The 17,438-nt window shown below is 71.8% G+C and carries 19 protein-coding genes and 1 pseudogene; 14 read left to right on the top strand and 6 right to left on the bottom strand.

Annotation, left to right across the window (positions count from 1 at the left end):
- Window positions 1-82: 82 nt before the first annotated feature.
- The 3 genes and pseudogenes from RFN52_RS16965 (at window position 83) to RFN52_RS16975 (ending at window position 1,417) form a co-directional block, all read left to right on the top strand.
- Window positions 83-427: a deoxyxylulose-5-phosphate synthase gene (locus RFN52_RS16965; protein WP_184847418.1), complete on the top strand. Its 345-nt coding sequence runs from the start codon at window positions 83-85 to the stop codon at window positions 425-427.
- 142 nt (window positions 428-569) lie between these two features.
- Window positions 570-822 (top strand): annotated as a pseudogene (locus RFN52_RS16970) (GNAT family N-acetyltransferase); the annotation flags it as partial.
- 121 nt (window positions 823-943) lie between these two features.
- A complete protein-coding gene (locus RFN52_RS16975) occupies window positions 944-1,417 on the top strand; it encodes a hypothetical protein (protein ID WP_184847420.1) in 474 nt (157 codons plus the stop codon).
- A 26-nt stretch (window positions 1,418-1,443) separates the two neighbouring features.
- Here the strand turns inward: RFN52_RS16975 and RFN52_RS16980 are convergent, their stop codons facing one another.
- Complete coding sequence (locus tag RFN52_RS16980) at window positions 1,444-1,845, bottom strand: DUF6336 family protein (protein WP_184847422.1); 402 nt, start codon at window positions 1,843-1,845, stop codon at window positions 1,444-1,446.
- A 35-nt stretch (window positions 1,846-1,880) separates the two neighbouring features.
- Between RFN52_RS16980 and RFN52_RS16985 the strand changes: the two genes are divergently transcribed.
- The 3 genes from RFN52_RS16985 to RFN52_RS16995 all read left to right on the top strand — a co-directional run bounded on the left by RFN52_RS16985 (window position 1,881) and on the right by RFN52_RS16995 (window position 4,054).
- A complete protein-coding gene (locus tag RFN52_RS16985; protein ID WP_184847424.1) occupies window positions 1,881-2,261 on the top strand; it encodes an outer membrane protein assembly factor BamB family protein in 381 nt (126 codons plus the stop codon).
- 438 nt (window positions 2,262-2,699) lie between these two features.
- Window positions 2,700-3,377 carry an endo-1,4-beta-xylanase XynA gene (gene xynA / locus RFN52_RS16990; RefSeq protein WP_184847426.1) on the top strand — a complete coding sequence of 226 codons (678 nt, stop codon included), beginning with the start codon at window positions 2,700-2,702 and terminating at the stop codon, window positions 3,375-3,377.
- Window positions 3,371-4,054, top strand: a complete 684-nt coding sequence (locus tag RFN52_RS16995; RefSeq protein WP_184853922.1) for a polysaccharide deacetylase family protein — start codon at window positions 3,371-3,373, stop codon at window positions 4,052-4,054. The genes xynA and RFN52_RS16995 overlap by 7 nt, the downstream gene beginning before the upstream one ends.
- A gap of 47 nt (window positions 4,055-4,101) precedes the next feature.
- Here the strand turns inward: RFN52_RS16995 and RFN52_RS17000 are convergent, their stop codons facing one another.
- Window positions 4,102-5,343: an HNH endonuclease gene (locus tag RFN52_RS17000; RefSeq protein WP_184847428.1), complete on the bottom strand. Its 1,242-nt coding sequence runs from the start codon at window positions 5,341-5,343 to the stop codon at window positions 4,102-4,104.
- Between the two features lie 124 nt (window positions 5,344-5,467).
- Between RFN52_RS17000 and RFN52_RS17005 the strand changes: the two genes are divergently transcribed.
- The 4 genes from RFN52_RS17005 to RFN52_RS17020 all read left to right on the top strand — a co-directional run bounded on the left by RFN52_RS17005 (window position 5,468) and on the right by RFN52_RS17020 (window position 8,354).
- Complete coding sequence (locus tag RFN52_RS17005) at window positions 5,468-5,950, top strand: hypothetical protein (RefSeq protein WP_184847430.1); 483 nt, start codon at window positions 5,468-5,470, stop codon at window positions 5,948-5,950.
- 177 nt (window positions 5,951-6,127) lie between these two features.
- Entirely contained in the window at window positions 6,128-6,931 is an 804-nt protein-coding gene (locus RFN52_RS17010) for an SAM-dependent methyltransferase (protein WP_184847432.1), read from the top strand.
- A 209-nt stretch (window positions 6,932-7,140) separates the two neighbouring features.
- Entirely contained in the window at window positions 7,141-7,824 is a 684-nt protein-coding gene (locus RFN52_RS17015) for a hypothetical protein (protein ID WP_184847434.1), read from the top strand.
- Window positions 7,825-7,862: 38 nt separating this feature from the next.
- Window positions 7,863-8,354 carry a MarR family winged helix-turn-helix transcriptional regulator gene (locus tag RFN52_RS17020; RefSeq protein WP_184847436.1) on the top strand — a complete coding sequence of 164 codons (492 nt, stop codon included), beginning with the start codon at window positions 7,863-7,865 and terminating at the stop codon, window positions 8,352-8,354.
- Between the two features lie 7 nt (window positions 8,355-8,361).
- Here RFN52_RS17020 and RFN52_RS17025 read toward each other — a convergent pair whose 3' ends face one another.
- Complete coding sequence (locus RFN52_RS17025) at window positions 8,362-9,540, bottom strand: MFS transporter (protein ID WP_184847438.1); 1,179 nt, start codon at window positions 9,538-9,540, stop codon at window positions 8,362-8,364.
- Window positions 9,541-9,616: 76 nt separating this feature from the next.
- On the opposite strand from RFN52_RS17025, the gene RFN52_RS17030 reads away from it, so the two are divergent.
- From RFN52_RS17030 to RFN52_RS17040, 3 genes are all read left to right on the top strand, one after another.
- Window positions 9,617-10,633: an ArsR/SmtB family transcription factor gene (locus RFN52_RS17030; RefSeq protein WP_184847440.1), complete on the top strand. Its 1,017-nt coding sequence runs from the start codon at window positions 9,617-9,619 to the stop codon at window positions 10,631-10,633.
- A 3-nt stretch (window positions 10,634-10,636) separates the two neighbouring features.
- Complete coding sequence (locus RFN52_RS17035; protein ID WP_229856735.1) at window positions 10,637-11,140, top strand: glutathione peroxidase; 504 nt, start codon at window positions 10,637-10,639, stop codon at window positions 11,138-11,140.
- A 69-nt stretch (window positions 11,141-11,209) separates the two neighbouring features.
- On the top strand, window positions 11,210-12,094 hold the full coding sequence (locus RFN52_RS17040) for a MerR family transcriptional regulator (protein WP_184847442.1): 885 nt from the start codon (window positions 11,210-11,212) through the stop codon (window positions 12,092-12,094).
- 115 nt (window positions 12,095-12,209) lie between these two features.
- Here RFN52_RS17040 and RFN52_RS17045 read toward each other — a convergent pair whose 3' ends face one another.
- The 3 genes from RFN52_RS17045 to RFN52_RS17055 all read right to left on the bottom strand — a co-directional run bounded on the left by RFN52_RS17045 (window position 12,210) and on the right by RFN52_RS17055 (window position 14,475).
- Complete coding sequence (locus tag RFN52_RS17045; protein WP_033312893.1) at window positions 12,210-12,401, bottom strand: DUF397 domain-containing protein; 192 nt, start codon at window positions 12,399-12,401, stop codon at window positions 12,210-12,212.
- A 195-nt stretch (window positions 12,402-12,596) separates the two neighbouring features.
- Window positions 12,597-13,454 (bottom strand): helix-turn-helix domain-containing protein, encoded by an 858-nt coding sequence (locus tag RFN52_RS17050; RefSeq protein ID WP_184847445.1) that lies wholly within the window; start codon window positions 13,452-13,454, stop codon window positions 12,597-12,599.
- A gap of 265 nt (window positions 13,455-13,719) precedes the next feature.
- Window positions 13,720-14,475 (bottom strand): GOLPH3/VPS74 family protein, encoded by a 756-nt coding sequence (locus RFN52_RS17055; RefSeq protein WP_184847447.1) that lies wholly within the window; start codon window positions 14,473-14,475, stop codon window positions 13,720-13,722.
- Between the two features lie 235 nt (window positions 14,476-14,710).
- On the opposite strand from RFN52_RS17055, the gene RFN52_RS17060 reads away from it, so the two are divergent.
- Window positions 14,711-17,374, top strand: a complete 2,664-nt coding sequence (locus RFN52_RS17060) for a D-alanyl-D-alanine carboxypeptidase (protein ID WP_311240978.1) — start codon at window positions 14,711-14,713, stop codon at window positions 17,372-17,374.
- The last annotated feature ends 64 nt before the right edge of the window (window positions 17,375-17,438 follow it).

Here is a 17,438-nt window from a genome sequence, read left to right on the forward strand (position 1 = left end):
CGGCACCACCTGTGCTGAAGAGCCCGCGCAGCCTGCCGTAAATCCGTCGAGCCCGACCCTGCGGCAGCTCTACCCTTCCCGCATGATGCACGGAAAGACCTCGTACGTTTGCCTGCCCTGCCGGGCCTCGTACAAGCAGCCCTACCCCGGCCACCACGACAACGACAGGGTCTGTCCACGCTGCGCCGAACCACTGATCCACGTCGGCTCCGCCTTCGCGGCACCCAAGAGGCGGGACACCGCCGGCTGGCGCACCCTGTCCGTACTGCTGCACGCCGGTGTGCGCTTCCACAAGAGCTGCTGCGGCGGCCCCGGCTACCGCCCACGGACCCTCGGCGAGGTGCGCGAGCGGATGGCGTACGCCCGGACCACCGGAGAACCATTCGCTCAGGCGCTGGTCCGCCGCGACCTGCCCTGGCAGCCCTGAAAGCAGGGGGCGTTGCGCAGCGCCGCCGCAGTGGCGTTGACGTCGTCGATCGTCCCTGTGTTGCGGCCCGGACCGGGCCCGGTGCGTTTGCGTACCGGTCTGCGGAACGGCGGGGACCGGGACCTCGGGGAAGCCGAGGCCTCCGGCCCTGCACACCTTCATCGGCGGTACTCCGGACACCCCGCAGGCCCTGCGCTCGCGCCACCGGCGCATCACCGCGGGCTCTCCCGATCCGGCCGTCTCGTGGCTGAACTGGCTCGGCCGGCAGCCGGTGGACGCCGTCGTCGCTCATATCCACCCCGAGCATCGGGAGTCCGCAGCCGTCCGCCGGGCTCACACCCACCGACGAATGGCACGACGGTGAGCTCCGACGGCACCTGAGCGTCGGGCGATAACTGCGACACCGTTCAGGTGATGCCAGCTGACCACGCCATGGGCGCTACACCATGTGCGAGCGCTTCGCATGACATATCCCGAAGAACCGCGACACCTGCCGTGCGAGTGCCACAGTGAGCCGTGACCTCGACAACGTTCCTGCCGTTCCTCGGCGTTGTGCTCGGTGGCCTCGTGTCGACCCTGGCCCAGTACTCGTTGGGCCGTGCTTCGGAGCGGGCCGAAGTGCGGCGGAGCTCTCGTGAACGCGCCGAGGCGCGTCGCAATGAACGCGTCGCCCACCTCGTCGACTTCCTGTCCGCGGTGCAGGAAGCCGAGCGCGTCGCCGTGGACCGCTACCACCACCACCTGGCCGACGAGCAGTGGCAGGCCCGGGCGAAACAGTCCATCGACAGGATGTGGGTGGCGCAGAAGACCATCCACATGCTGTGCGCGTCCGAGGTGAACGAGTCGGCACGCCGTCTGGCCTACGACGTCCAGGACGTGATCAGAAAGGGCCCCGACGACCCGGAAGAGCCGCAGGACGAGAAGGTCTGGGCCTATATCCGCCCCAGCCGCAGGGCGTTCCTCGACGTCGTGCGCGACCACTTGGAGTAGCCGCCGGCGGGAAGGCCCTGGGCGCTCTAGCCGTGCAACCAGCTGTCGTAAGGTGCGGCATCCACGAGGTGGTACAAGCCGAATGCGGCAGCGCCCAGGACAAGCAGGAACAGCCCGGAGCGCAGGAACAGCGGCCCCGCAAGGGTCAATGCAGCGCCCTGCGTCGTGACGGTGCCCCAGTCCCGCAGACGCCGGACGTCTCCCGCACTGGCCCACCAGAAACCGGCACCGACCACAAGAAAGAACGCACCGAAGAGGCCCACAGCACTGAAGACGGCCAGGAATTCCTCTCGATCGCTGTGACCATCGATACTCAAGGTCACCACCATGAGCGGTACCACGCCCAGCAGGCCGAACGTCACCGCTCGCCGCGCGACGTGGACCGGCCGCAGCCGCGGCAGCAGCACGCCGTCTTGATCCACACCCATGGCCAGCACACTATCTCTGGGCGAAAACTCGCCCCATGAGGGATAGCCACGCACCCCCCGCCACGCGTCTGATCTCCGTGTCCTGGCAGGGCAAGGCCTCGGCCCACTCGCTGACCACGGGAAAGACCTTGTGGACCCGCCCGGCGGGCGTCGAGATGCCCGACCAGGACACGATGCAGGAGTTCGCCTCGCCCGTGGCGTCGAAGAGGCAGGGGGTCGTGTACTTCCTCGGCTCGGACGGAGAGCTGTCCGGACTCGACCTGCGTACGGGGAAGCAGGTCTGGCGCGGTCACGCCGACCTCGGCAAGCCGCGGCCCGGGATCGCGGACAGGCCCCAACTCCTGCTCTACGAGGATGTACTGGTCGCCCGGAACGGCAGCAAGCTCGTCTCCCTGCTGCCGCGGACCGGCGGCTGACCCGGGCGACTGGCCCAGGCGACCGGTCCAAGGATCCCGGGCCGGGGAGGGAGTGGCGCTTCCTCCCCGGCCCGGGGTTTGCGTTGGCGACACTCGGCGGAGCCGTCCGGCGGGGAGCGGCCGACGGTCGCCGTCACCCGGACGAGCTGCGGGCGAGACGGGCCGCAGTGTGGTCCCGGCTTGATCCATCCGGAAACACTCCGAAACATTCGATGAGCGGAACCCTGCCCTCCGCGCGTGAATGAGAGGAACTTGAGCCCTCGGAGGGAATAACCACCCTCAAACAGCAGAAATTCACCACGCCCGACAGCGGCCCCGGTGCCGAACATTTCGCAACGACCGCCGAAACTCTTGACAGTTGACAGGGCCCGGCCAACACTCCCGGATGACAGAGCTCCCCCATCGACCCACCCCACGAGGACGAGGAGGAAGCACCCCATGAAGAAGTCATCCGGCCGTTTCCGGCTGCTCATCAGCAGCACCTGCACCATGCTGCTGGTCGCGGCGGCGGCCCTCACCATGCCGGGCACCGCCCACGCCGACACCGTCGTCACCAGGAACCAGACGGGCACCGACAACGGCTACTACTACTCGTTCTGGACGGACGCGCCGGGCACGGTCTCCATGACGCTGTCCTCCGGCGGCAGTTACAGCACGTCCTGGCGGAACACCGGGAACTTCGTCGCCGGCAAGGGCTGGAGCACCGGCGCCCGCCGCACCGTGACGTACTCGGGCTCGTTCAACCCGTCCGGCAACGCCTATCTGACCCTCTACGGCTGGACGGCGAACCCGCTCGTCGAGTACTACATCGTCGACAACTGGGGCACCTACCGGCCCACGGGCACGTACAAGGGCACCGTCACCAGCGACGGCGGCACGTACGACATCTACAAGACGACGCGGTACAACGCCCCGTCCGTCGAGGGCACGAAGACCTTCGACCAGTACTGGAGCGTGCGCCAGTCGAAGCGGACGGGCGGCACCATCACGGCCGGCAACCACTTCGACGCGTGGGCCCGGGCCGGGATGCCCCTGGGCAACTTCAAGTACTACATGATCATGGCGACCGAGGGGTACCGGAGCAGCGGCAGCTCCAACATCAGGGTGGGATCGTGACGGCGAAGCGCGTGCTGACCGCCCTCGCGGCGACGGCGGCCGCGGCCCTCACGGTCACGGCCACCACGACCTCGACCGCCGCTCCGGCCCGGGCCGCCGCGTGCGGGGCCGGCTACGTCGGACTCACCTTCGACGACGGCCCGTCCGGCAACACGACGAAACTGCTCGGCGCGCTCCGGCAGAACGGCCTGCGGGCCACCATGTTCAACCAGGGGCAGTACGCGGCAGCCAACCCATCCCTGGTCCGGGCCCAGGTGACGGCCGGCATGTGGGTCGCCAACCACAGCTACACCCATCCGCACCTGACCCGGCTGAGCCAGGCGCAGATCGACTCCGAGATCTCCCGCACCCAGCAGGCCATCGCCAACGCGGGAGGCGGCACACCGAGACTGTTCCGCCCGCCGTACGGCGAGACGAACGCGACGGTGAAGTCGGTCGCGGCCCGGTACGGCCTGACCGAGATCATCTGGCACGTCGACTCGCAGGACTGGAACGGCGCGAGCACCGAGTCGATCGTCCAGTCCGTCGCCCGCCTCACCAACGGCCAGATCATCCTCATGCACGACTGGCCGGCCAACACCCTGGCGGCGGTCCCCCGCATCGCCCAGACCCTGGCGTCCCGAGGCCTGTGCGCGGGAACGATCTCCCCGCAGACGGGCCGCGCGGTGGCCCCCTGAAAGCCCGGCGCGACGGCACCCCATCTGCCGTCGCGCCGCAGGCGGTGCTAGCGGGACGGCCCGGGGCCCGCGGCTCCGCCACCGCTGTCCGCATGCCGTTCCGACGCCACCCTGAGCAGAATCTCCCGCAGCGCCTCCCGGGTGCGCCCCCGGGTCTTCACCGCATGGCAGTTGGGGCAGAGGGCCACCATCTGACTCGGGTGGTCGCGGCCGCCCCGGGTGAGGTCCACGACGTGGTCGACCTCGAGGATCGGATGGTCGTCGTCGGTCACATCGGCTGGCTGGCCGGTGCAGTCGGGGTTCTCGCAACGGCCCCGGCTGCGGCTCAGGACCAGGAAGCGGGCGGTCCGGGAACGGATCGGGCGGCGGGTGGTGCCGGTGCCGCGGCGGCCGTGGGTCCGCGCTTCCCGCTCCTCGACCAACGCGCAGCCGCGTTCGTACTCGGCGGCCGTGAGGAGCCACCGCTCCGGCGTGCGACCGGCCCCGGTGTCCGGCTCGGCCGGATCGATGCCGGCCAGGCCCACCTCGGTGAGCAGCGGGGTCGGGTCGAGGCCCTCGAAGAAGGTGCCCAGGAGTTCGTCGAGGACGGCGAGACGGGTCACGGCGGAGTGCCGGAACAGCTCGTGCACGGGCTCGGCGAGGCCGCCGCGGGGTTGGTTGGTGTCGAACCAGCGCTTCACCCTCGCGTCGCCGTGGGCGGTGGTCACCGGTTCGGTGAAGTCGCGCAACTCCCAGACGCCGTCGTGGTGGAGGGACGCGATCGGGTAGTCCGGGCGCGGGCGTTCCCCCCGCAGACCGTGCCGCTGCAACAGCAGCTTGAGGGCGGCCTCGGTCTCGGTCCAGGGCAGGAGGCGGGGTTCGCCGCGGTGTGCTCGTCCCATGGCCCACAGCAGCGCGATCGGCTTGTACAGGGCCCGGTGGTTCGCGGAGCGGTTGACCTTCAGGTGGGTGATGCGATGGATCAGCTCGTCGTGGTCCGGATGGTCCGGCCCGTCCTCCGCCGGCCCCTCCGCGACGACGTCGAAACCGAGGCGCTGGAGGAAGCGGGCAGCGTGGTCCGCCCCGCCGGAGAACCCGGGTGTGCTGGGGGTCAGGGGGAGTTCACCGGGCAGGAAGCCGTGTGCCGCGCCGACGATCGCCTTCGAGTCGTACTGCCCGCCCTCGTGCACCAGCAGGTAGCGACGCGCAGGCCGGAACCCGTACGCCTTCAGAAAGGCCTCACGCCCGAGCCGGTCGCACTCCTCGATCGCCTTCTCGATCTCGACGCGCGATATGTCCGAGAGAGCCATGACGGGCACCCTACGGGACGGGACCGACAGCGCAGGGACAGCCGGGATGCGGGCACTTGAGGGCATGTCGTACTTGAGTACGCGTGCTCATGACGCTCCCCGCGCCGCCCCCGATGCTGGGCGTATGACGAATCGGGGAATCGTGGCGGCCGGGGCAGCGCTCGTCGGCGGGGTGCCTGTGGCCGCCTGGGGGCTGATGGGGCAGCAGAACTACGCCGGGCTGCCGGCAAGCGAGCTGGACTACGCGTTCCAGCCGTGGGACATCGGGGACGGCGTGGCCGCGGTCGCCGGGGGGCTCGCGCTGGTGCTGGCGGTGGCCGGTGCGGTGGTGCTCGTGCGGCGCTCCCTGCGCGGGGCGATGGACCAGCGTTGGTGGGGGGTGCTCGGGCCGCTGGTGGCGCTCGGGCTCATGGCCGGTGTGGGGTGGCGGATCCTGACCGCGGGGGGCATCGGAGCCAACATCGGAGCCGGGCTGCTGATCATCTTCGGTACACCGATCGCCGCCGGGCTGCTGCTGTGGTCCCTGGCGTGGGCGTTCTGGCTCGTCACCCAGGGCCGCGGACGCGAGGGCGGCGCGGAGTGGGGTGTCGCCTCCCGCGGGATGTAGCGACCGCGGGGTGCAGCGACCGCGGGGTGCAACGCCCGCGGGGACGGCGGCCGTGCGGGCCGTGGCCGAAACTCCACGGCCGGGCGGCGGCGGGAGGGACAACACCCATACCCCACCTGGAAGTTCGCCTAGGTTGGTGAGCCGGTCCCCCTTCCCCGCCCCCCAGGAGGCCCCGCCGTGTCCGACGACCGTCTGCGCGACCGCATCGACACCTCCAAGCCGCACTCGGCCCGCTTCTGGAACTACTTCGTCGGCGGCAAGGACAACTACGAGGTCGACCGCGAGATCGGCGACCAGATCAAGTCGATCTTCCCGGGCCTCGTCGACGTGGCGGTCACGAGCCGCCGCTTCCTGGGGCGGGCCGTCGAGTACCTGGCCGGTGAGCAGGGCGTACGGCAGTTCCTGGACGTCGGCACCGGGCTGCCCACCGCCGACAACACCCACGAAGTGGCCCAGCGCGTCGCTCCGGACGCCCGGATCGTCTACGTCGACAACGACCCCATCGTGCTGGCCCACGCCAACGCCCGCCTCACCAGCACCGCCGAGGGCAGGACCGCGTACCTGGACGCCGACCTGTACGACCCCGAGGCCGTCCTGAAGGCCGCCGCCGGCACGCTCGACCTCTCCCGGCCGGTCGGCCTGATGGTCCTCAACACCCTCGGCCACGTCGCCGACTACGAGCAGGCACGTGAGCTGGTACGGCGGCTCATGGCCGGGCTGCCGTCCGGCAGTCACCTGGTGATCAGCGACAGCACCGCGACCAGCGAGGGCATGATCGCCGCGTCGGAGGCGTACAACGCGAGCGGTGCGGTGCCGTACTACGTCCGGCCGGTCGCCGAGATCGCCGGGTTCTTCGACGGGCTGGAGCTGGTGGAGCCGGGGGTGGTGCGGGTTCCCGAGTGGCGACCGGAGGCTGGCGGTGACGCCGGTTCCGGTGACAGCTCCGTGGATGCGTACTGCGGGGTGGGGCGGAAGGCGTAGGCGCGGCGCGTGGGCCGTGGCCCGGTGCGGCGGGGTGGGGGCCGGTCGCGCAGTTCCCCGCGCCCCCCAGAAGGCGCCTCGCCGCACAAGCCCCGTCGCGCAGTACTCCGCACCCCCGGACACGGCACCCCCGGCCCGTCCCCCGTCCCCCGTCACCCGTCCGGGCCGGTCATCCCGGCTCTCCACCACCTCCACGCGATAATCAGGGCATGCCCGACCCCCTCCCCGTCCCCGAGCCCACCGGCCGGCTTCTCGGTGATCTGCTGGCGGTGGGTGAGGCCTACTCCCTCGTCCTCGCCGGCGGGTACGCGACTCAGGCGCACGGGCTGGTGGAGCGGACCGGGCCGGACGTGGACCTGGCGACCGAGCACCCGGCCGCGCTGGAGGCCGTCGCGGACGCGGTCCGCAGCGGGCTGGTGGAGCGCGGCTGGCTGGTGCAGACCCTGGAGGCCGGGCCGCTGTCCGCCCAGTTCCTCGTGACGGACGCGCCGAGCGGCGTGGAGTGCGAGGTCGCCCTCCACAAGGAGGTGCTGTGGCGCCCGGCCGTGGAGACGGAGCTCGGTCCGGCGCTCTCCCTCGACGACCTCGTCGGTACCCGAGTGCGGGACCTGGCCGACCGCGGACTCGCGCGCGACCTGGTCGACGTACACGCCGCCTCGGCCCGCTGGAGCCACCCCGAACTCGAAGAACTCGGCCGCCGACACGCCCCCGACGCCTTCGACCTCACCGACCTCCAGGCCCGGCTGACCGGCACGGACTGGCTCGACGACAGGGCGTTCACCGGGGCCGGCCTCGACGCCCCGGCCGTCGCCGGGCTGCGCCGCTGGGCCCAGGAGTGGGCCGACGACATCGCCGAGCGCCTCATCGAGGGCGAGGCCCCGGACGAGGAGTGACCCCGGCACCGCGACAGACCGGTCGGTACCCTGACCCGATGGGGAACGGGGCAGCCGGACAGGTGGGGGTCGTCGCCGCGCTGGTGCGTGCGGCGTTCCTGGTCGACGGTGTGTACGCGGAGGCCAGCCGGGCGTACGGACTGACGCCGCAGCAGGGGCAGTTGCTGTGTGTGCTGCTGGCCCGGCCGTACGGCATGAGCGAACTCGGCGAGACGCTCGGGCTGGCGAAGTCGAGCCTGACCGGGCTGGTGGACCGGACGGTGCGGCGAGGGCTGGTACTTCGGGAGGCCGACCCGCGCGACGGACGGGCCGTGCGCGTGGGGCTGACGGACCAAGGAGCCGCGCTCGCCGAGAAGTTCTACGTCGAGACCTGCCGCCGCATGGAGGCCCTGCCGTCCGGGCTGAGCGGCTCCGAGCGGGAGCGGCTGGCCGTTCTGCTGTCGAGGGTCGTCGTGGACAACGAGGTTCCCGAGGTGTTCGTGGAGGCCCCGGCCGTCCCCGTTTCCGTCCCCGGCGACTCCCCGTCCTGAGAGCCCCTCAGCGGCTCACCGCCCTCGGCTCCTCCCGCTTCGCCGCGCCCATCAGCAGCAGCGTCACTCCCGCCGACGTCACGGCCATCGCCGCCATCGCCGTTGCCGGGGAGGTCAGTTGGGCCACCGACCCCGCGAGCGCCGCCGCCACTCCCTGCATCGTGAGCATCCCCGCCGAGTGCAGCCCCAGGGCATGCCCCGTGAGCCCGTCGGGGGTCGACGCCACCAGTCGCTCCTGCTGCACGAGGCTCGCGCCGAACCCCACGGAGGCCAGCGTGACCGCGGCCGCGGCGAGCGGCAGCGCCGGACGCAGCAGGAACACCACGTACGGAACCGCCAGGAGCAGCAGGAGCGGAAACCCCAGGCGGGAGCGCGGGCCCGGTGGGAGCACGCGGCCCACCAGCACGTCCCCGGCGAGCATGCCCAGCGCGGCGCAGGCGAAGAGCGTGCCGGCGGAGTCGGGGGCGTAGGAGACGTAGAGGGATTCGCAGCCGACGACCAGGCCGTTGGGGATCCACAGGGCCAGATAGACCTCGCGGCGGGCCGGGGAGGACCAGAGCAGCGCATTGGCGCGCCAGGTCGCCGCCACCGAGGGGCGGCCCGTCGTACGGGGCGGGCGGCGGGTCAGGCCGAGGCGGACGACGACGGCCGCCGTGCCGTACAGCCCGGCGGCGGCCAGCAGGGCCGGCCGCGGGGAGAGCAGGGCCACGAGGGCGCCGCCGGTGGCGTAGCCGGCGATCTGCATGAGGCCGCTCATCATGTTGAACACCGAGCGGCCGAGCAGATAGCCGTCCTTGGAGAGGATCTCGTTGAGCAGGCCCCAGCGCACTCCCCCGCCCACCGACTCCACCAGCCCCTTGGCGAGGACGATCGCGAAGAGCCACCGGACGGGCAGGCCGGGCAGGGCCAGGGCGGCGGTGGCCGCGGCGAAGAGCAGCGGCAGGGCCGTCAGGGCGGCGCGCGGGGGCAGCCGGTCGGCGGCGGAGAGCAGGCAAGTCGCCCCCAGCACCTGCACCAGCGACGAGCCGAACATGCTGACCGCCGACAGCAGCGGTGAGCCGGTCGCCCGGTAGACCAGGGTGCCCAGGGCCAGTCCGCCCATGGTCTGGGCGACCGTCTGCGCCGACGCGGCCAGGAAGAACGGGGTGAACTCGGGCGTGCGGAACAGTTCGCGGTAGCTGCGCATACGCGGAGTCTTCGACGCCCTTGATCGCGTGGTTATTGTTTCGCGCGGACGCGAAACCTCGCGAAGGGGGCGGCTCATGGGCTGGTGGCAGATCAGCGCGGACACCCTGGCCGGGAGCCGGTTCGTGATCTCGCCGTTCGCCGAGGCCTTCGCGAGTCTGCGGCTGCTGCACGCGGCCGACGCGGCGCATCCCGGCGAACGGCGGTGGCTCGACGCCCATCTGCCGGCCTACCGGCGGCGGCTGGCCCGCGACCCGGTGACCGCGCAGCTGATCCGCGCCGGGATCGGACGGGAGTGGACGGCGGACTTCCTCTCCCCCGCCCCGCGTGCCGGGGAGCCCTTCGAGCAGGAGGTCGCGCGGGTGCGGGCGGCCGACCCGGAGGCGGCCCGCGCCGACCTCACCGTCTCCCTGCGCGGCCCGGTCCCGGCGGTGCTGCACCGGGACGACCTCCCGGAGCGCGCCGCGGACCTGCTGACGTACGTCTGGACGACGGCGGTGCGGCCGTACTGGTCCCAGCGCCGGCACATCCTCGAAGCCGATGTGGTCGCGCGGACCGCGCGGGTCAGCCGGGGCGGCTGGGCGAGCGCGCTGGACACACTGCGGCCGGGGACGCAGTGGCTCGGGGAGAACCGGCTCCAGGTGAACGCGCACGAATACCCGCCGCGTGAGCTGTCCGGCGCCGAGCTGGTGTTCGTGCCGATCACCACCCAGCGCATCGGCTGGGTGGCCTGGGAGGGCACGGACCGGTACGCGCTGGTCTACCCGTGCGCCGGGGCACTCGCCGACCCGGGCGGCAGGCCCGTGCCCGCGAGCCTCAGCGCACTGCTGGGCACGGCCCGCGCCGGTGTGCTGGTCCGGCTCGGCTCGCCGCTGAGCACCAGCCAGCTGGTCGCCGTGACCGGGCAGGGGCTCGGCTCGGTCGGGCGGCATCTGCGGGTGCTGCTGGACGCCGGTCTGGTGGAGCGGCGGCGGGCGGGCAGGTCGGTGCTGTATTCGCGGACGGCGGCGGGGCAGGTCCTGGTGGAGGCCACCGAGGCCCGGCCCCGGAACCGGCCCGGCCCCGGCCCGGAATCCGCCGGGGCTAGGGTCTGAGGCATGACGACTACCAACGGTTCCTCTCCCCTCGACGTCGAGATCGGTGCGCTGCAGGGCGGCCCGGCCGACCTGTCCCAGTACGCGGGCAAGGCGGTGCTCGTGGTGAACGTCGCCTCCAAGTGCGGTCTGACCCCGCAGTACACGGGCCTGGAGAAGCTCCACGAGCAGTACGCCGCGCGCGGCTTCTCCGTCCTCGGCGTGCCCTGCAACCAGTTCCTCGGGCAGGAGCCCGGCAGCGCCGACGAGATCGCCGAGTTCTGCTCGGCGACGTACGGCGTGACGTTCCCGATGACCGAGAAGGTCGAGGTGAACGGCGAGGGCCGGCACCCGCTGTACGACCGCCTGACCGGTTTCGCGGACGCCGAGGGGCACAGCGGTGACATCCGCTGGAACTTCGAGAAGTTCCTCATCGGCCGCGACGGGCAGGTCGTGGCCCGCTTCTCGCCGCAGACCGAGCCGGACGCGGCGGAGGTCGTGGCGGCGATCGAGGCCCAGCTGGCCTGACGGCCGCTGCTTGACCTTGCCCCTGGGTCAGGCCCGAGCGTCCTCGTCATCGGGCGGAAGAGCCGCCCGATGACGGAGGATGCCGTGGTGGACGGACCGGAACCGAACCTGGAGCTGCTCACCATCGGTGCGTTCGCCGCGCGCGCCCGCCTCTCGGCGAAGGCCCTGCGGCTGTACGACCGGCTGGGCCTGCTGGCCCCGGCGCATGTCGACGAGGCCACCGGCTACCGCTACTACCGCGCCAGCCAGGTCGAACGGGCCCGGCTCGTGGCGATGCTGCGGCAGCTGGACATGCCGCTCGCCCGGATCGCCGAGGTGGTCTCGGCGGGCGACGGGCCCGCGGCGGCCGGGCTGCTCGGCGCCTACTGGGCGGATGTCGAGGCGCGGGTGGCGGGGCAGCGGACGCTCGCCGAGTACCTCCGTGGACGGCTGTCGGGGAGGAGCTCCGAGATGTACGGGAAGTTCACGGTCGGGATGGTTCAGACACCCGCGCAGGTGGTGATCTCCGAGAAGCGGCACACGCTCGCGGACGAGCTGCCGTCGTGGATCGGGGCGGCGCTGGGCCGGCTGGAGGAGGCCGCCCGGGAGTGCGGGGGTGTGGCCGGGGTGCCGTACGTCGCCTATCACGCGGAGGTGTCGACGGAGAGCGACGGCCCCGCGGAGGCGTGCGTGCCGGTGGCCGACGAGGCTGCGGCCCGGGCCTGGGCCGAGCGGCGGGGCCGCGCGTGGGAGACGACGGTACGGGTGGAGCCGGCCCGGCGGCTGGCGTACACCAGGATCACCAAGGCGCAGGTGGCGCACCCTCAGATCCTGGCCGCGTTCGAGGCGGTGGAGGAGTGGATGGCGGTGCGCGGGCTGACGGCGACCGGCCCCTGCCGGGAGCTGTACTTCGCGGACTGGGAGGCGGCCGGGCCGGAGGACCCGGTGTGTGACGTGGCGTTCCCGGTGAGCTGATCCCCCCTCGGGCCTGCTCAGGTCCGCGGGCACCAGGGAGCCCTCTCGGCAAGGACGGCGATGCTGGTCGAGAGGGCTCTGTCGGTGGTGCTCGTGGTGCGGTCGGTCTCGGGGGTCAGGCCTTGACCGAGTCCACGAAGGCGTTCCACGCGGCGGCGGGGAACGCCAGCTTGGGGCCCTCGGGGATCTTGGTGTCGCCGAGCTCCAGGGCCTCGTCGACGGTCGACCTGACCATCACGCACGCGCCGTTGTTGTTGGTGTAGGAGGACGTCGTCCACGTTTCCGTGGCGCCCAGACGAATTGCCATGTTCGCTCCGTTGCCAGTTGCGTTTACGCCAACCCGTGCTGGTGGTTGGCGTGATCGACGCTACTCGCCAACATCCTCGATCGGAGCAGTCATTCACTCGACTGGATGGCATATTCCAGGGGAGACTTCAGTCAGGCGTGTCAGGGGTGTAACATCCCGCGCTTTGCCCGACGGAAGTCATCCTCCGGCTGCTGCTCAGCGCGCGTACTCCTTCGCCACGCGCTCGATGAGCTGCCGCGACTGGTCCACGTTCAGCGACTGGGCCCGCAGGTGCTCGTACATCACCGTGTACTTCTGCACGTCGAGCGGCTTCTCCAGGTACAGGTCGCTGGTGACGCCCTCGATGTAGACGACGCTGGAGTCGGCCGCGTCGGCGAACTCCAGGATCGAGTACTGGCCGTTGATGCCGGCGTGCGCCCCGACCTCGAACGGCAGGACCTGCACGGTGATGTGGGGCAGCTGCGACATCTCGACGAGGTGCTCCAGCTGCTCGCGCATCACCGGCCGGCTGCCGACGATCCGGTGCAGGGACGCCTCGTCCAGGACCACCCACAGCCGCAGCGGTTCCGACTCGGCGGTGATCCGGCCCTGCCGGCGCAGCCGGACCTCGACGCGCTTGTCGTTGTCCGCCTCCGACGCCTCGGGCGAGCCGCCCCGGATGATGGCCTCGGCGTACGCACGGGTCTGCAACAGGCCGGTGATGATCTGGGGTTCGTAGACCCGGAGCGACTCGGCGTCCGTCTCCAGGCCGATGTAGACGCTGTAGGGGATGTCCCCGAAGGCGTGCCACCAGCCCTGCTGCCGGGAGTCCTTGGCCATCTGCATCAGCGAGTCGACGATCCGCTGGTCCTCGACCTCGTAGACCCCGCACAGGTCGCGCACGTCACGCTGGCTGATGCTGCGCCGCCCGTTCTCCAGGCGGCTGATCTTCGACTGCGACACCAGCAGCCGCTCGGCCACCTCTTCGGCCGTCATGCCCTTGAGCTCTCGGAGCCTGCGGAGCTCCTGGCCCAGCCGGCGCCGCCTGACGGTGGGATTGACATTGGACGCCACGGGACGTGCACCTCCGGCTGCGTGCCTCTACTTTGCGTATCTACTCTTGAGCAGACTGCCACCAAGGTGCTTACTACCGCTGGGAAACGGTGGATATGCGACGGGTACACGCCAGTTCGGACACGGCACGCCGAGCGGGGCGGAGAGAGTGTGCGCTCTCTCCGCCCCGCTCGGACAGCGGCTCCCGTGACCGGGTCGTGGGTCCCGTGGTGCGTGTGCCGGTCGTAGGTCGTGCCGGTGCCGGGTCCGGCCGGTGCGGCGCGGCTCAGTGGGCCACGGCGCGGGCCATGCTCCCGTGGCGCGGTTGCATCGGAACGCCGCGGGCGGGTTCCGGTGCGGGCCTGGCCGCGCCGGCGGCCGGACGGCCGGACGGTGCCGGGCTGCGGCGCGGCTGCGCCGCGACGCCGTTCTGGACGTCCATCACCGCGTGCGCGACGAGACCGCCCATGGGGTCGTGCCTGATCAGGTCCCTGAGCCGGGAGCGAGAGGAGCGTCCCTCGTTGCCCGGGTACAGGTGCTTGCCGAGGCCGACCGCGTGGGCGAGGGCAGCGAGTGCCGCGGTCCGCGGGTCCGGCGGTACGCCGGTGCGGATCGCGGAGTCCAGCCGGGCCCTGATCTCCCGGCTGATCTCGGTGTCCGTCGCCTGGTAGCGAGTCGTCGGCAGCACTCCGCACATCTGGCCGGCCACGGCATGCACCATGCCGCACCGCTCCAGATGCGAGAGGTAGGTCTGGCGCAGCCCCAGTCGCGGCCCGCCAATCCAGTTCACTGCCCGCACGGGAGCGCCACGCCTTCGCAGCAACTCCAACGCGCAGTCCAACGTTGGGTCTCCAGTCGGCCGTGGTGCCACCACGGCGATACGATCCCCGTCTGGGGCTATCCGTCCGGCCAGCGCCAGCTCTACTAGCTGTGCTCCGGCCAGACCGAGGTCGAGCGACTGCGGCTGTGCGGTGGTACCCGTGGTCGGGTCCAGCGCCAGCAGCAGAAGCTCCTCCGGAAGTGTTCTGCGGCTCCTGCCCATCCATGCCTCCCCGCGTGGATGAAAGACAGGGTGACCCCTCTCACATTGGTCTGTCGAGGGTGCGTGACCGGTTCGTAGTGGAACCAGTAGGTATGTCGTTCTCGTCTACCGGTTGGGTTTGGCCCGCACACAGGACACTGGTACATGGTTCGGACAGCGCCGGAGCGGTGTCACGGGCGGCGGTTCACGGTTCGGTACGCGCACGCGGGGCATGCGGCGCGAGGAGGAGGCATCGGTGGCGGGCGAGTCCCCCGACAGGTCGAAGCAGCGCGAGTCGTCGGCACGAGAGACGTCGGGGAGCGCGAGTCCGGTTCCGGAGGCCAGGAGCGAAGTCGCCGACCCGCGGCTCGCGGTGGCCCGGGACCCGGAGAGGTCCGCCACGCGAGGCGGTGCCGACACGGCGACCCGCGTGCTGTCCACGCGGACGGCGGAGGAACCGGAGAACACCGAGGACGACGCCGAGCGGGCCGACGGCGACTCGGACACCGAGGACGCGGTCGCGGACGCCGGGCGGGGTACTTCCGGCTCTTCCGAGGGCGCGAAGGGACCCGAGGGGTCCGAGGACGCCGATGCGCCCGAGGGGTCCGCAGGCAGTGACGGACGGCTGCGGGATGCCGTCGCCGCGTGGGTCGCGTCGGCGGACGAGGGCGAGTCGGCTGCCGTCGAGGGCGCGGGGAAGGGCGAGAAGGCCAACGAGACTGGGAAGGCCGAGGAGGCCGACGCGGGCGCTCAGGAGGCAGGGGAGGCCACCGGGGCCGCGAAGCCCGGCGCGGACGCCGAGGACGACCACGCGGACGACCGCGCGGACGAGCCTGCGGAGGCCGGCACGGACGCCGAGGATGCCCAGGAAGCCGCGGAGACGGCGTCCGAGGGCTCCGGGGCGGGCCGCGGTGACGTCGCCGAGCCCGAGGCGGACCGTTCCGCCGACGACGAGGGCACGGCCGAGGCGGAGACCGAGGCCGAGGCGGACGAGCGGACCGACGACGAGGACTCCGAGCCCTCGGAGCCCGGTGCCGACAACGACGTCAAGGGCCCGAAGGCCACCGACACCGAGGACGACGCCACCGAGGACGCCGGCACCGACGCCGCCCCCAAGGACGACGCCGCCGAGGACAAGCCCCGCCCCGACACGACCCCGAAGTCCGGCGGAGCCACCGGCACCGACGCCGACACCAAGGACGACGCCGCCGCCGAGAGCACGACCCCGGCCGACGCCGCCGAGGACAAGCCCGGCAAAGCCGACGACGTCACCGGCGAGTCGGACGCCGACACCGACGACACCGACGGCTCACCCGCCAAACCCCCCGTCGACCAGCCCACCGCCGTCTTCAAGACCGTACGGCCGCCGGTGGATCAGCCCACCACCATGCTGAAGCTCGGGGGCGCGGCCAAGGACCTCCCGAAGTCGGACCTCCCGAAAACGGACGCCCCGAAGAAGGACGTCCCGGAGAGGGACGCCGAGCGGACCAGCAAGTTCGTCGCGCTCAAGCCGCTGGACGACCCGTCGGCCAGGAAGCCGGCCGCTCCGGCCGCTCCGGCGGCCCCTGCCGCCCCGGCCGAAGCCACCGCGCCCGTCCCCACCGTCGGCCCCGAGCGGACCACGCAGCAGCCGCTGCCGCCCAGGCCGCCGCTGGATCTGCTGGCCGAGCTGACGAACACCCCGCCGCCCCCGGAGACCCCGCTGCGGACGGCGGCCCGGCGGGTGAAGATCTGGACGCCGCTGGTGCTGCTGCTGGTCGTCGTCTTCGCGGTCGTGCAGAGCGTGCGCCCGCTCCCCTCGCCCACCCTGGAGCTGACCGCGAAGGACAGCTACACCTTCGAGGGCGGCAAGGTCGACATCCCGTGGCCCGCCGACGGCCAGGCCGCGCTGGACGTCCAGGGCATCGGCACGTTCGGCTCCTCCGGCGAGCAGAAGCCCGTTCCGATCGCGAGTGTCGCCAAGGTCATGACCGCCTACGTCATCCTGCGCGACCACCCGCTCAAGAGCGGCGCGGACGGCCCGAAGATCCTGATCGACCAGGCCGCGCAGGACCAGTCCGACGCCGGCCAGGAGTCCACCGTCGACGTCACCAAGGGCGACAGGATCACCGAGCGGGAGGCCCTGGAGAGCATCCTGATCGCGTCCGCGAACAATGTGGCGCGGCTGCTCGCCCGCTGGGACGCGGGGTCCGAGAAGGCGTTCGTGCAGAAGATGAACGACGCCGCCAAGGACCTCGGCATGAAGAACACGACGTACACCGACCCGTCGGGCCTGAACAACACGACCGTCTCCACGGCCGTGGACCAGGTGAAGCTCGCCAAGGCCGCCATGCTGCAGCCGGCCTTCCGCGAGGTCGCGACGATGATGTCGTACGTCGACTACAAGCAGAAGAAGCACGACAACTGGAACCGCCTGGTCGGCTACAACGACGTCACCGGCATCAAGACCGGCACCACCACCTCGGCGCTCGGCAACCTCGTCTTCTCCGCCAGGAAGGACGTGAACGGCGAGGTGCACCGGATCATCGGCGCGGTCGTGCGCCAGCCCGCCGGCGGCCCGGACAACACGATCCTGGGCGCTGCTCTCCACGAGGGCGACAAGCTGATCCGGGCCGCGCAGGGCGCGCTGGAGTCGGCGACGATCCTGAAGAAGGGCGACGTCGTCGGGTACGCGGACGACGGTCTCGGCGGCCGTACGCCGGTCGCCGTCACCGAGGACGTCACGGCCGTCGGCTGGGCGGGCCTGTCCGTCAAGCTGACGTTCGCCGCAGACGACCTGCCGCACACGGCGAAGGCCGGCACGAAGGTGGGCACGCTCACCGTCGGCGACGGCACCACCAGCGCCGTGAAGGTCCCGGTGGCCCTCCAGAAGGACCTGGTGGAGCCGGGCTTCGGGGCCAAGCTCACGCGCCTCGGCTGACCCGGGGCGCCACCCGCACCACCGCACTCCGCCGGTAACGGCCCGTCCGGGCGCCGCCCGGCGG

Source organism: Streptomyces collinus (assembly GCF_031348265.1).
Lineage (GTDB): Bacteria > Actinomycetota > Actinomycetes > Streptomycetales > Streptomycetaceae > Streptomyces > Streptomyces collinus.